This window comes from Gordonia sp. NPDC003429, assembly GCF_053588575.1.
Map to the genome: position 1 here is coordinate 83,708 of NZ_JBSFQF010000008.1, position 13,404 is coordinate 97,111.

General features: G+C 68.7%; 14 protein-coding genes. 7 read left to right on the top strand and 7 right to left on the bottom strand.

What is annotated here, in order from left to right; translation table 11 throughout:
* Positions 1-20: 20 nt before the first annotated feature.
* Complete coding sequence (locus ACWDSI_RS11725; protein WP_449747142.1) at positions 21-1,208, bottom strand: protein kinase domain-containing protein; 1,188 nt, start codon at positions 1,206-1,208, stop codon at positions 21-23.
* 142 nt (positions 1,209-1,350) lie between these two features.
* Between ACWDSI_RS11725 and ACWDSI_RS11730 the strand changes: the two genes are divergently transcribed.
* Entirely contained in the window at positions 1,351-1,716 is a 366-nt protein-coding gene (locus ACWDSI_RS11730) for an Rv2175c family DNA-binding protein (RefSeq protein WP_449747141.1), read from the top strand.
* Positions 1,717-1,739: 23 nt separating this feature from the next.
* On the opposite strand, the gene ACWDSI_RS11735 is transcribed toward ACWDSI_RS11730, so the two are convergent.
* Genes ACWDSI_RS11735 through ACWDSI_RS11745 form a run of 3 tightly spaced genes read right to left on the bottom strand, consistent with a single transcriptional unit; the run spans position 1,740 to position 4,670 of the window.
* Complete coding sequence (locus tag ACWDSI_RS11735) at positions 1,740-1,964, bottom strand: hypothetical protein (RefSeq protein WP_449756623.1); 225 nt, start codon at positions 1,962-1,964, stop codon at positions 1,740-1,742.
* 25 nt (positions 1,965-1,989) lie between these two features.
* Positions 1,990-3,450, bottom strand: coding sequence for an alpha-(1->6)-mannopyranosyltransferase A (locus tag ACWDSI_RS11740; RefSeq protein ID WP_449747139.1), 1,461 nt, complete (start codon positions 3,448-3,450; stop codon positions 1,990-1,992).
* Positions 3,451-3,470: 20 nt separating this feature from the next.
* A complete protein-coding gene (locus tag ACWDSI_RS11745) occupies positions 3,471-4,670 on the bottom strand; it encodes a polyprenyl synthetase family protein (RefSeq protein ID WP_449747138.1) in 1,200 nt (399 codons plus the stop codon).
* Between the two features lie 29 nt (positions 4,671-4,699).
* Between ACWDSI_RS11745 and ACWDSI_RS11750 the strand changes: the two genes are divergently transcribed.
* Positions 4,700-5,656, top strand: coding sequence for a methylenetetrahydrofolate reductase (locus tag ACWDSI_RS11750; protein WP_449756624.1), 957 nt, complete (start codon positions 4,700-4,702; stop codon positions 5,654-5,656).
* 20 nt (positions 5,657-5,676) lie between these two features.
* On the opposite strand, the gene ACWDSI_RS11755 is transcribed toward ACWDSI_RS11750, so the two are convergent.
* Genes ACWDSI_RS11755 through ACWDSI_RS11765 form a run of 3 tightly spaced genes read right to left on the bottom strand, consistent with a single transcriptional unit; the run spans position 5,677 to position 9,038 of the window.
* A complete protein-coding gene (locus ACWDSI_RS11755; protein WP_449747136.1) occupies positions 5,677-6,648 on the bottom strand; it encodes an LppM family (lipo)protein in 972 nt (323 codons plus the stop codon).
* Between the two features lie 60 nt (positions 6,649-6,708).
* Positions 6,709-8,340, bottom strand: coding sequence for a phytoene desaturase family protein (locus ACWDSI_RS11760; RefSeq protein WP_449756625.1), 1,632 nt, complete (start codon positions 8,338-8,340; stop codon positions 6,709-6,711).
* Positions 8,341-8,348: 8 nt separating this feature from the next.
* Entirely contained in the window at positions 8,349-9,038 is a 690-nt protein-coding gene (locus tag ACWDSI_RS11765; RefSeq protein ID WP_449747135.1) for a GNAT family N-acetyltransferase, read from the bottom strand.
* 363 nt (positions 9,039-9,401) lie between these two features.
* Between ACWDSI_RS11765 and ACWDSI_RS11770 the strand changes: the two genes are divergently transcribed.
* From ACWDSI_RS11770 to ACWDSI_RS11790, 5 genes are all read left to right on the top strand, one after another.
* Complete coding sequence (locus ACWDSI_RS11770; protein ID WP_449756626.1) at positions 9,402-9,911, top strand: SAV_6107 family HEPN domain-containing protein; 510 nt, start codon at positions 9,402-9,404, stop codon at positions 9,909-9,911.
* 177 nt (positions 9,912-10,088) lie between these two features.
* Positions 10,089-10,484, top strand: coding sequence for a DUF3040 domain-containing protein (locus ACWDSI_RS11775; protein ID WP_449747133.1), 396 nt, complete (start codon positions 10,089-10,091; stop codon positions 10,482-10,484).
* A 427-nt stretch (positions 10,485-10,911) separates the two neighbouring features.
* Positions 10,912-11,346: a division/cell wall cluster transcriptional repressor MraZ gene (gene mraZ, locus ACWDSI_RS11780; protein WP_449747132.1), complete on the top strand. Its 435-nt coding sequence runs from the start codon at positions 10,912-10,914 to the stop codon at positions 11,344-11,346.
* A 247-nt stretch (positions 11,347-11,593) separates the two neighbouring features.
* Positions 11,594-12,532: a 16S rRNA (cytosine(1402)-N(4))-methyltransferase RsmH gene (rsmH, locus tag ACWDSI_RS11785; protein ID WP_449747245.1), complete on the top strand. Its 939-nt coding sequence runs from the start codon at positions 11,594-11,596 to the stop codon at positions 12,530-12,532.
* Positions 12,529-13,392, top strand: coding sequence for a hypothetical protein (locus tag ACWDSI_RS11790; protein ID WP_449756627.1), 864 nt, complete (start codon positions 12,529-12,531; stop codon positions 13,390-13,392). The genes rsmH and ACWDSI_RS11790 overlap by 4 nt, the downstream gene beginning before the upstream one ends.
* Positions 13,393-13,404 lie beyond the last annotated feature (12 nt).

Here is a 13,404-nt window from a genome sequence, read left to right on the forward strand (position 1 = left end):
GGCGGGGGCGATTGATCCCGTCAGCCGAGCGCCCACCTGATCAGAAGAGCGCCGGCCCACCAACCCGCGCCACCGGCACCGGCTGCCACCAGCAGTACGATCACCAGCCACACCAGCACCTGCACGCGGCCGCCGGTCACCTCGGACGCCGATGACTCGTCCACGATGTGCGCCGACGGTTGTGCCCGCACAACGGATTCCGGGCGCGGCGGAACATCGGACGCGGTGCGCGGGGGTCCTGCGGGCGTCGACACCACCCGCGTTCCGTGCGGTTGCGCCGGAACCGCGGCATGCGCTGCCCGTACCCGCGCCATCGTGTCCCGTTCGGCGGAGCGCCGGGGCGCGGGCACCGTGAACGGCGGCAGATCGAGCAGATCGGCCACCTCGAGCAGGGCGTCGCGCATCTCGAAACCGTCGGCGTAGCGATCTGCGGGTCGGCGTTCGGTGGCCCGCAGGATCACCTCGTCGAACTCCGCGGGCACCCCGTCGATCACATCTCCCGGCGCGGGGACGTCGTAGGTGAGGCGCTGATAGGCCAGGCCCAGCGGTGAGTCGCCGTGGAAAGGCGTTCGCCCGGTGAGCATCTCGAACATCATCACGCCCATCGAATACACGTCGCTGCGGGCGTCGGCATGCGTGGACTCGACTTGCTCGGGGGAGAGATACGCGGCGGTACCGAGGATGACGCTGGCCGAGGTGACACCCGCTTCGGCCACCGCCCGCACGAGCCCGAAGTCGGCGACCTTGACCTCCCCGGAGTCCGAGATGAGCACGTTCTCCGGCTTGACGTCGCGGTGCACGAGGCCCGCCGCGTGGGCGGTTCCCAGTCCACCGAGCACCGGGTCGGCGACGGCGACCACCGCGTGCGGTGGCATCGGTCCCCGTTCGCGCAGCAGCTCGCGCAGACTGCCGCCCTCGACGAGTTCCATCACCAGGAATGCGGTGCCGTGGTCGATGCCCTGGTCGTAGACCGCAACCAGGCCCGCATGCTTGAGCCCGGCGACCGCCCTGGCCTCGAATTCGAAGCGCTGCAAGAACTGTGGGTCGCCGGAGTACCGGGCGTCCATCACCTTCACCGCCACGTCCCGACCCAGCCGCAGGTCGAGTGCCAGGTAGACCGCCGACATCCCGCCGCGGGCGATGGGCGCGTCGATGCGGTACCGATCCTCGAGGATCGACCCGAGCAGAACATCGACGGGGCTGTTCACGAGAGACGAATCTACCCGCGAGGCGGTAGAGAACGTTGTCACCGGCTGCGTGCCGTCGTGGCGGCACCCCCTTCGTGTTCCCCGCAACCGTGCTGGGGAATTGTGGCTGCCCCGCCGCGGGCGAACCGGTAATCTCGGGCGGGTGAGTTCACTTCCGCTCTCGCCGGACACCCTCGCCGCCGCTGTCGAGACATTCACCGTCGATGAGGTCGCCGACCGGTTGGGGGTGTCGACGAATCGCGTTCGCAACCTCATCCGGGATCATCATCTGCTCGCCGTGTCCCGCGGCGGACAACCCGCCATCCCGTGCGTCTTCTTCGACGACGCGGGCATCGCGAAACACTTCACCGGACTCGTCGAGGTACTCCTCGACGGCGGCTACACCCGCGACGAGGTGATGGCGTGGTTGTTCACCCAGCAGGACGATCTCGCGCTGACCCCGGCCGACGCGCTGCACACGCATGCGGCGCGTGAGGTGATCCGCCGCGCGCAGGCGCAGGCGTTCTGACCGCTGCTCAGGCTGACCCCTGCTCAGGCGGTCTTGGTGCGGAAGATGTGCACGTACCCGCACGTGTCGCAGGTGGCCGACCGCGACGTCGCCTCCCAGATATGCGAGTCGGGGTACGCATCACGCCGGCGCTCCAGGGTCATCTCCCGCACCCAGAACTTCGTACCCTCGCCGCACGCGAGGCAGGTGAACGGCCGGCTGCGGACGGTGACACTGATCGGTTCGGCCTGTCCCGGTGAAGCACCCACCGCATGAGTGTATCGGCCCGCGCGGTCAGCCCCAGGCCCGTCGGGCCAGTACACCCACCCTCAGCGGGTCTGGTCTGAGTGATGCCCAGGCGGCCACCCCGGCCAGCGTGAGCGCGAGCAGCGTCTCGGGAAGCTTGTAGAACAGGATCGAATCGTCGGGCTGGAACACGATCAACATGAACACCGACACCGCGACCACCACCGCCCGCGCCCGCGCGGGCAGCGTGAACGCCACCACGACGCACAACAGCCACGTGTAATACCAGGGCAGCGTGGATGGTTCGAGCACCAGAACCGCCAGCATCGCCCAGCACAGGCCGGCCATCGCGGCACGCTCGGTGGGCCGGGAACGCCACCACAAACACACCAGGATCACGGCGAGCACCACCTGACCCACCATTCGGGTGACCGACAGCACCGGCTGCAGATTCAGCGCGACGAACGGAGCCGCCACCAAGGTCACCAGATGGCCGATCAGCGTGGGCAGCGTGAACCAGTTGATGATGCGATCCGCCCAGCCCAGTCCGGTCAGCCAGCCCAACCCGAGTCCGGTGACGGCCGTACACGCGGCGAACACGGCCAACGGGATGACGGCCACCGCGGCGAACACGCCGGCCACGTCGCGGGCACCGACCCCGCGTCGTGCCCTCAGATGCGCCAGCCAGATCCACACCATGAACGGCACCGCGATCCCGGCGGTGATCTTGATCGACACCGCGAGGCCGAGCACCACCAGTCCGGCTGCGTGACGTCCGGTGGCCACCAGGGTCACCCCGGCGACCAGCACACCCATCATCAGCAACTCGACGTGCGGACCGCCCACCAGGTGGATGAGCACCATCGGGTTGAACAGCACCAGCCACAACCCGGCCTGAGGGGAGGCGCCGAAGTGGGTGGCCAGGCGGGGAATCGCCCACAGCGACAGGAACAATCCGGGCAGCAACACCAACCGCATGGCCAGCACGCCGAGGATCACATGGTCGCCGGTGAGCGCGCTGACCGCCCGGGTGATCGTGACGAACAGCGGTCCGTACGGAGCAGTGGTGGTGGCCCACACCTGGGCCATCGAATCCACCAGCGGTCCCGGACGATGCGCCGGGCCGTCGGTGTAGGGATTGAAGCCGGTGACGAACAGTGCGCCCTGGCCGAGGTAGGCGTACACGTCACGGCTGAACAAGGGCACAGTCACGGCCAGGGGTGCCGACCAGGCGAGCACCCATCGACGCAAGGAGCGCACCGGGACCGTACATCCCGACGCGTTCAACGCACGGCCCAGCCGAATCCACGCGATCACCATGGCCGCCACGCCCGCCCAGAAGGCCATGCCGCACAACGTCTTACCGTGCCCATAGGTGAGCCAGCTCAGTCCCAGGTTGGTGAGGACGGGATGGTTGCGGGGAATGTCGGCGACCCCGAACCCGCCCAGGCACACCAGGATCGAGCCCACCACACCGAGCCGGAGGTCGAACCGGACCTTGCTACTCATCCGGGGCTACTCATCGGCGCTCAGGCATCGCGGTGGGCGATCCGATGGGCCATCGCGATCAGTTCCGTGCGGATGTCATCGCCGATCTCGGTGCCGCGCAGCGTGTTCACCGCCGAATCCAGCAGCGCGTCGATTTCGCGTTCCACCTCGTGCACGGCGCCCACGTCGACGAGGATGCCGCGTGCGGTCGAGAGTTCCTCGGGTGAGAGTTCCGTGCCGATCACCGATCGCAGATCGTCGGCCAACCCGGGATCGGTGTCCTGTGCGCGGGTGAGGCCGACGGCGAGCAGTGCCGTGCGCTTACCCGCCACCAGATCGTCGCCGGACGGCTTGCCGGTACGCTCCGGATCGCCGAAGACGCCGAGCAGATCGTCGCGCAGCTGAAAGGCCAACCCCAGATCTCGCCCCACCGACCGCAGATCGTCGATCAGCGTCTCCGGTGCGCCCGCGAGAGTGGCGCCCAATTCGAGCGGACGGGCAACGGTGTAGGCGGCGGTCTTGAACTCCATCACCCGATAGGCCGCCGCGACCGACTCGTCACCGCTGACCTCGTTGACGATGTCGAGGAATTGTCCGGCGAGCACCTCGGTGCGCATCGCCGCCCACGTCAGCCCCACCCGGGCCGGCAGCGCCCGCGGCGTCGACCCGGTGCCCACCGGGCGGCCGGCGGGAACCGCGGTGAACGGCGTGTGCCCATGCACGAGGTCGTCGGCCCACGCCAGCGCCAGGTCGCCCGCCAGGATCGCCGCGGCCACACCGTGTTCGGCGGCGTCGCCGTGCCACTGGGCGTCGGCGTGGCGGCGTTCGAAGACGCGATGCACGGTGGGGCGGCCCCGTCGGGTGTCGGAATGATCGATGATGTCGTCGTGCACCAGAGCGCAGGCCTGCACGAGTTCGAGTGCGGCGCAGACCCGTAACGCGTCGGCGTCGGTGACCGCTCCCTCATCGGGCTCTGTCTCGCCGGTCCCCGTCGCGCCGGCGGCGCCTCGGGCGGCGGCCACTGCGGAGCGTCCGCACAACCACCCGGCGTAGGCGAAGGTGGGCCGCACCCTCTTGCCGCCGCTGAGTACGAAGTCGGCGACCACCCGGGTCGCGTCACCGACCACCGGCGCTATCGCGTCCGCGGTGGCGATCGCGGGATCCAGGAATCCCCTGAGTACCTCCTCGACCGCGGTGGGTACCTCCGACAGCGACGTGGGTGCGGGAACGGTCGAGGTCACCCGTTCAGGCTAGCCCGTACACTGGGCCGGTGAACGCAACCTCCCCGGCGCCGTCGGTCGTCGAGCGGCTCGCCGCGCCCCATTCCGGCCCGGTGCCGTTCTCGGTCGAGTTCTTTCCGCCACGAGATGCCGAGGGCGAGGCCCGGCTGTGGCGTGCGGTGCGGATCTTCGAGCGACTCGACCCGGCGTTCGTGTCGTTGACCTACGGTGCCGGAGGATCGACCCGCGACCGCACGGTGCGAATCACCGGCCAGATCGCCGCCGAGACCACGCTGCTGCCGGTTGCTCATCTGACCGCGGTCAACCACAGCATCGCCGAATTGCGGTCGCTGGTGGGCGCTTACGCCGACCAGGGCATCTCCAACATTCTCGCGTTGCGCGGCGACCCACCCGGCGATCCGTTGGGCGAGTGGGTCAAGCACCCCGACGGCGTTGCGTATGCCGAGGAACTGGTGCGCCTGATCGAGGTCCTGGGCGACTTTCACGTGGGGGTGGCGTCGTTCCCGGAAGGCCATCATCGCGCGCCGGATCTCGACCACGACACCCGTGCGCTGGTCAACAAGCTGCGGGCGGGTGCCGAGTACTCCATCACCCAGATGTTCTTCGACGTCGATTTCTATCTACGCCTGCGTGACCGGGTGGTGGCCGCCGATCCCGAGCAGGGTGCCAAACCGATCATCCCCGGGATCATGCCGATCACCTCGCTGGCGAGCGTGCGCAGGATGGTCGAGCTGTCGGGGTCGGTGATCCCACCGCAGGTGGAGGCGCGGCTGTCGGCAGCAGCCGGCGACGGACCCGAGGAGGATCGGGCGGCGGTGCGTGCCACCGGGATCGATCTGGCCACCGAGATGTCGCAGCGACTGATCGCCGAGGGGGTACCGGGCCTGCACTTCTGCAGCCTCAATTTCGCCAAGGCGACCTGCGAGGTGCTCGGGCGCCTCGGCGTCGACACGTCCGACGCATTGCCGCTGACCGTCCGGGGCTGAGCGTCGGCCCGAGGGGAGGGTCAGGCCCCTTCTGCGCCGCTGCGGGTTGCGGTCTCCGTCGGCGGTCGTCCTTCGGCATCGCCGTTCGATTTCGGCGCCGCGGGAGGGTTGGTGCGTGACCGGCCACTGCCGTCGGACCGCGGTCGTCCCGGCCGCGGAGTGCGGTCACGCTGGTTGTAGGCGAGGTAGATCACGGCGCCCACCACGATCACACAGACGATCACCAGGAGCCACGTCCATCCCGGGAACGCCGCGGTCGCCGGGTCGGCGTAGGTTGCGTCGGCGGTGAAGTCGGCGGCCTTGCCCGCCGCGGGTGTCCATGTGACGGAGGTGTCCGAATCCTGCTGGCCGTTGGTGGCGGTGATCGGCCCGGCAAACGCCAGCGTGAGCTTCACGTAGTCGCGCCCGGGAATCAGCGAACTCAGGTCGGCGGTGCCGCGGAAGCGCACCACGTCGCCGCTGCGCTTCGCGTTGAGCTGCATCGTCATCGCGGAATCGCCGAACGAGTTGGCGATGATGTCGCCGAGCTGATTGAGCTGTCCGGAGGTGAGATCGGAGAACGTCGCCCTCGTGCCCACGAGGGTGGCGCCCTGTCCGGTGGTTCCCGGTTGTGGCGCCGGAGCCGACTGCGCGGTGTTCCCGCTGGTGTCACCACTGCCGTTTGCGTTCTTGTCACCGTCGTCGGGCCCCTGCCGGTAGTCGGTGAGGGACACGTTGCCCGACATGGACTCGGGAACGTCGAGTTTGGGTGCGCCGCGCGGATTGTCGGGTGAGGTGGCCACGATGACCGTGCCCGCGAACCGATCGCCGACAGTGGTCGACCGGGTGAGGCACCCCGACAACAGCGGCGTCGCCATCAGCAGCGCGACGATCGAGATCACCGTCGAGGCGCGCAGCGTACGGGCAGACCGTGCGGATGGACCTCCCGACAGGTGGCCGGGGGTACCGAGCGGGGTCAGTGATCGCGGAATCGGCGGCTGCACACCGATCATGGTGCCAGACCCGCACCGCGGCCTCGGGCATCCCGGTCCCGCGCGTGTACCGGCCGCCGGTCAGCCTCCGGTGACGGCGCGCCGAAATGCGCGTCGGCCGAGCGCCAGTCCGGCCGCGATCCGTCCGCTGGCCCCGGTGACGCCGCCGCCGGGATGCGTCGATGCCCCGGCCAGCAGGATGCCGTCGGCGCCGGGCACCGAGTGTCCCGACAGATCCGGGTGGGGGCGATACATGAACATCTGGTCGATGCTCATCTCGACGTGCATGATGTTTCCGCCGATCAGGCCGAGTTCGGACTCGAGGTCTGCCGGAGTCTGGATATGGCGGTGCTCGACGGAGTCGCTGAAGCCGGGTGCGTGGCGATCCATCTCGTCGAGAATGGCCGCGGTCGCCGGGTCGGCCGCCGCCGACCACGATCCCCGAGCGAGATGACGCGGGTGCCACTGGGCCCAGATGGTCACCAGATGCTTGCCAGCGGGTGCCAGCGTGGGGTCGATGGCGGAGAAGCTCATCGTCACGCAGGCCGGCCGCGGCGGCAGTTCGCCGACGGCGGCTGCGGCCTCTGCCCGCCGCAGGAGCGCGCGGTCGGTGACCATCAGTCCGAGGCCCGAGTGCACACCATGGGCGGGCAACCCGGCGGGCAGGTCGCGGTAGGTGGGGAGGCCACGGGTGGCCAGGCGCACCGCCATCCCGATCCCGTTCCCGATGACGATCTGGCGGCGCCAGCGGTCGACGAGGCCGGGAGCGACCACCGAACCGGCGGCGAGCAGGTCGAGAGTGGTCATGACATGACAGGCGGCCACCACCCGGTGTGCGCAGTGCGACCCGCCGTCGCCGGTGGTGACCCGCCAGTGGTCGTCGCATCGGGTGATCGACTCCGCGCCCGCACCCGTGATGAGCTCCCCGCCCTCGGCGGTGAGACGCCGTATCAGCGCCTCGGTGAGGGCGCCGCTTCCGCCGAGTGCCCGGCCGGGCGGGACGTCGTGCATCAGCGCGGCAAAGCCGACCATCGGCGCGGTTCCCGGCGCGGTCATCGGCGGTCCCGACTGGGCACCGAACCACGCCAGGGCAGCCTTGAGGTGCTCGGAATCAAACCATCGGTCCAGCAGCGCGTCACCCGATGCCATCAGCTCCTGGGTGAGCGAGAGCATCCGGCCGCCACGTGCGCCGACCGCGGCCCCGGGGCGGGCGGTGGTTGCGGTGTGCCCGAGTCCGGCGAAGGCCATACCGAATCGGCCCAGGGTGGCCGGCTCGTAGAACGAGCGCATCACCGCCCGGGCGCGCGGTGCCCAGACACCTACGAAGCGCCGGTACGCATCGGCGTCGGCTGCGCCGCAGGCGGCGGCGATCGACGCACAGGTCTCGTCGAGGTCGGTGCGGAACACCAGCGCGGGTGCCTTCGCGGTGGCGGGACAGAACGCCCACGGATCGCAGTCGATGTAGCGCAGGCCGTAGGCGCCCAGGTCCAGTTCGTCGAGGATCGGGGAGTGCCGGATCATCAGGTGCGCCGACGATCCGCGGTCGACGCGATAGCCGGGAAACCGTTCCACCGTCGACACGGCGCCGCCGGGGACGACGTCACGTTCCACCACGCGGACCGTGCGCCCCGCCGCGGCAAGATATGCCGCGGCGATCAGGCCGTTGTGGCCGGCGCCCACCACAACCGCGTCCAGCGGGGATCGATGGCTCATCGCGGACCTCAGCGTGCCATCGGGGGTGGATGGGGAGCCCAAGTGCGTTCGGGCACCGGTTGTCGCGCCGTCAGCGGCAGCCGGCGCCCGAGAAAGGCAAAGGGCCGGGGATCGCCGGAAAACGTGAAGTTGCGCAGGACGTCACCGAATCCCATCCGCCGGTACAGCGACCACGCACGGTTGCGTTCGGCGGGTATCTCCGGCGTGGAGAGCAGGACGTGGTTTTCCGGGCGGTCGGCGAGGAGCGCGGTCAGCAGTTCGTGCCCGATTCCGCGTCCCTGCGCGTCGGGATGCACATGCAGTTCGGTCAACTCGAAGTAGCCGGTGGCGATATCGTCGATCGCCGCACGGCTCCGGCCGGCCTGACGAAGCCCGGTCCGGAGCTGCTGGTTCCACCACTGGTCGTCGGAGCCACGGTAGCCGTAGGCGATGCCGACCATGACCTCGTCTCCGGTCGGGGAGACGGGCGGGCCCACTCGACGGCGCAACGCATCGGGAGTGAGCAGCCGGTCGGCCGGAGGTTCGGCCAGCGCGGCAAGGGCGCTCCACCCGGGTCGGGCGATGTGCTCGCGCCACAGCGACGCACGGTGGTGCTCGGTGCCACGCGGATAATCCATGGCAGTCACATAGATGTGCAGCGCGGGCTCCAACCAGACCGGGGTGTCCTGCCCGGTCAGGCGCACGAGGCGAATGGCCAACTCGCTCGTCGTCCTTCCTCGCCGGTCTGCGTTCGGTGCCGGCGCCCGGTGACCCGGTGTCGGCGCTCGGGAATGCGGCGGCTGCTCGGTGCGCTCTTCCTCTTGAAGAGTACGGCCGCACTAGCTATATTGAATATGTCGAACGGGTGTTCGAGGAATGCGCCTCCGCAAGCTGTTCATCGCCGCCCGCGACAACGATGAGTGGTCCGGTGGCGGGCGAGGGAAGCGCCTGCCACCGGCCCACCACCCGACAAGTCGGCACCACAGATCAATACGCGGACGTGGACCGGCGCGACGTTCTGGGATGGGACGCGACGTTCTGGGATGGGACGCGACGTTCTGGGATGGGAGAGGAGGGGCGGCATGCGGCAGACGGGTAGATCGGGCAGGAACGGATCGGGCGAGAGCGGGCCCGCGCGCCATGCTGCACGGCCCGAGATCGACCCCATCGTGGTGCGTCGCTCGCGTGATCTGCTCGAACGGGCCCAAATGGTCTTCGACAACGCCGATGCGGTGCCCGACGATCCTGAACGATTCCGGCAGTTCTACCTTGCAGCGTTGCGCGCGGCCGGTGCGGCGCTGGCCATCTACGAACCCCCGGGCCGGCCGGTGCGGCGTGTCTCGGCAAACGCCTGGTCGCGCATTTCTGCCACCGTTCCGGCCCTCTCGGACTTCGCGGCCCGGTTCGCCGACCTCTCCCGCACCCGCATGGAGATCGAGTCGGGTATTCGCCGATCGATCGACCCGGCCGCGGCGGCGCGGCTGCGGCGGGAGGTCGTCGCCTTTCTCGCTGCCGTCGAGGATCAGTTGATCGCCTATGAGCAGGGCCGACTCGCCCATCAGGCCGTCGATCGAATCGGACGCTCCGCCTGATGGGGACTTTTCGATCAGGTTTTCACGCGAGATGGATGACAAGCAGACGTAATGGTGGTCGTGCTTGCGTTCTGCTCGTATCATTGAGGTCTGAGGCCGCGAACACATGTCACGGGACGGGCGTCCGCGGCGCCACTTCTCGATGATGTGTCGTCGGTAACAGGTAAGGGAGGGTCGGTGCCACTCTCGGAGCACGAGCAGCGCATGCTCGAACAGATCGAAAGCGCGCTGTACGCGGAGGACCCCAAGTTCGCGTCGAGCGTCAAGCGTCGGCGGCTGGGCAGGTCGTCGGGGCGTCGTCGCTTACAGGCGGCCGCGATCTTCGTCGTCGGACTGGTTCTGCTGATCGTGGGTCCGCTGGTGGGTTTGACCGTCGGCAGCTTGCCGATCATCAGCCTCGTCGGGTTCCTCATCATGTTCGGTGCCGGCCTGTTCGCCCTGTGGGGAGGTGGCAAGGAGCGTCCCGAGGCCGGTCCGACCGCAGGCAAGGGTGGTGGCCGTTCGTCGTCACCCAAGCGCAAGTTCACCGAGCGAATGGAAGAGCGCTTCAACCGCCGCTTCGACCAGCAGTGATTGATTACACCTGATCCGGTCTGACAGGCCGGTGACCACCACGAAAGCCGCACATCACCAGATGCGCGGCTTTCGTCTTTTCTGACGTTTCCGATCGTCGATCGCGCACCTTTCCCCACGCCGTCCCACCGTGTCGCCCACTCGTCCCTCCGGGCTCCCCACTTTGCCCCACGGGGTCACCGGGAGCGCCCTCAATAGCCACTTTTATTGCTTTTCTTCACATCTGTATCCATGTTTGTGCGATGGCGCGGTGATCCGTGCGCCTGTTTCCCCCACCATGTTTTTGCTCCTCTAGCTGCATTGATTCGCTCGACACGCCCGCTCCGGGGGTGTTTGGGGTGGAAAGTGGTGGAAAGTGGGGTACAGTGGCAGCACTGGGTGAGACGAACCGGATCGCCTGACCCAGGGGCGGGAGGTATCGGCGGCCATGAGCTTTGTCGGCACCTACACGCCCAAGTTGGACGACAAGGGGCGGCTCACGCTGCCCGCGAAGTTCCGCGACGCACTGGCAGGAGGTGTGATGGTCACGAAGGGACAGGACCACAGCCTGTCGGTGTTTCGCACCGAGGAGTTCACCGCGATCGCCGAACGGATCGTCGAGGCATCGCGGAACGATCCCGAGGCCCGTGCGTTCCAGCGGTACTTCTTCGCGAGCTCCGACGAACAGCGGCCGGACGGGCAGGGACGAATCACCCTGTCCGCCGACCACCGCAAGTACGCCGGACTGTCCAAGGAATGCGTCGTGGTGGGCAGTTTCGACCACCTCGAGATCTGGGACGCGCAGGCATGGCGCGACTACCAGAACGAACACGAGGAGAACTTCTCGGCAGCAAACTCCGCCGCACTCAACGCGGTCCTGTAGCCGAGACGAGCGAGCAGTGAACAGGGCTCCGGTTGGATCGAGGCCCCGACCCGGATCGACCCTGGCGTACTTCCCCAACGCCAGGTGCGTGACCGGGCCGGGACCCCGCTCCAACCGGGACCGTCGAAACAATTGCGGATGGCCGCTTCCCTCGCGCGCGTGCCGTCGGCATCATCGGGAGGCCAGGGCGGTGAACGCGCAGTACGACGACGAGCACCGCTCGGGCGAGTACGGCCACATCCCGGTGATGGCCCGATCCGTGATCGACCTGCTCGCACCCGCACTCACCCGGGACGGCGTCGACGAACCGGTGGTGGTGGACGCGACCCTCGGCGCCGGCGGCCACTCCGAACTGATTCTCACGGAGTTCCCCGCGGTCCGCGTCATCGGCATCGACCGCGACGCATCGGCGTTGCGCATTGCGTCGGACCGGTTGTCCCGCTTCGGAAGTCGGGTCTCCTTCCATCAGGCCCGGTTTGATCAGGTCGCAGAGGTGCTCGCCGAGGCGGGTGTCGACGGAATCGACGGCGCACTGTTCGACCTCGGGGTCTCCTCGATGCAGTTGGACCGGCCCGACCGCGGCTTCGCCTATGCCGTGGACGCGCCCCTGGACATGCGGATGAACCCCGACGACGAGGTGACCGCGGCCGACATCCTCAATACCTATTCGCACGGCGATCTCGCGCGCATCCTCGCCGATTACGGTGATGAGCGTTTCGCCGGCCGGATCGCCTCGGCGGTGCTGCGTGAACGGGAGTCCGAGCCATTCACCACCAGCGGACGGCTCGTCGAACTGCTCTACGCCACCATTCCCGCGGCGACGCGTCGCACCGGCGGGCACCCCGCCAAACGCACCTTCCAGGCGCTGCGCATCGAGGTGAACCATGAACTCGACGCTCTCGCACTGGCCTTGCCCGCCGCGCTCGACGCGCTGCACGTGGGCGGCCGCGCGGTGGTGATGAGCTATCAATCGCTCGAAGACCGGATTGTCAAGCGAGAGTTCGCATCCCGCACCACGTCGACGTCGCCGAGGGGGCTGCCCGTCGAACTGCCCGGCACCGCGCCACGGTTCACGTTGGTCACCCGCGGCGCGCAACGCGCCGACGAGGACGAACTCGCCGCCAACCCGCGGTCGGCGCCGGTACGGGTGCGCGCCATCGAACGTGTCGAGAAGGGACAATCATGACGTTGCTCGACGACCGCCGAACCGCCGCCGACACGGCGCCCGAACAGACACCTCGCACCCGCAGGTCGGGACTCGACAGCGACCGCCCAAACCGCTCGCGGTCTGCTCAGCGCGCCATCGACCGGCGACGCAGCCGCCTCGCCGCGAACCCCGGGGCCGGAGAGGCGCCGCGCGTGGCCGTCGGCCAATCGCGGCGCAGCATCGTTCAGCGCATTCGCGCGGTGCCCTTTGTGGTTCCGGTGCTCGCGTTGCTGGTCCTCGGACTCGGCCTGAGCCTGTGGCTCTCGACCAAGGCTGCGCAGGATTCCTACCGCCTCGGAGTGGAACGAAAAGAGAACCAGGCACTCATGGATCGCCGCGATTCGCTCAAACGCAGCTACGAGTCCGGTGATTCGGCACCCGAATTGTCCGACAAGGCAAGCCGTCTGGGCATGATCCCGGCACAGAACCCGGCCCGCATGGTGGTGGGCGCCGACGGGCGTCCGCGGGTGCAGGGCACACCCGAGCCCGCCGCGGGTAAACCGATGGGAACCATCAACCCCGAGGACAAGCCCGACCCGACCACCAAGATCGACAAAACCAAGATCGACGACTCACTCGGCCTCGGCGGCAGCTCGAACGCGCCCCAGAACAGCGGCCAACAAGACGGCGGCCAACAAGACGGCGGCCAACAAGACAACGGCCAGCAGGGCAGCGGCCAGCAGGGCAACGGCGATGCTCCGGCACCCACCGGCCCCACCGCACCCGCGCCGGGACCGGCCGCCGCACCCAACCCGAACGTCGCACCGCCGGCTGCGACGTCGGGACAAGCGCCGACGAATGGCAACCCGCCGGGGACAAATTCGGGGGCAGCCCGCTAGGGCGGTGGACAA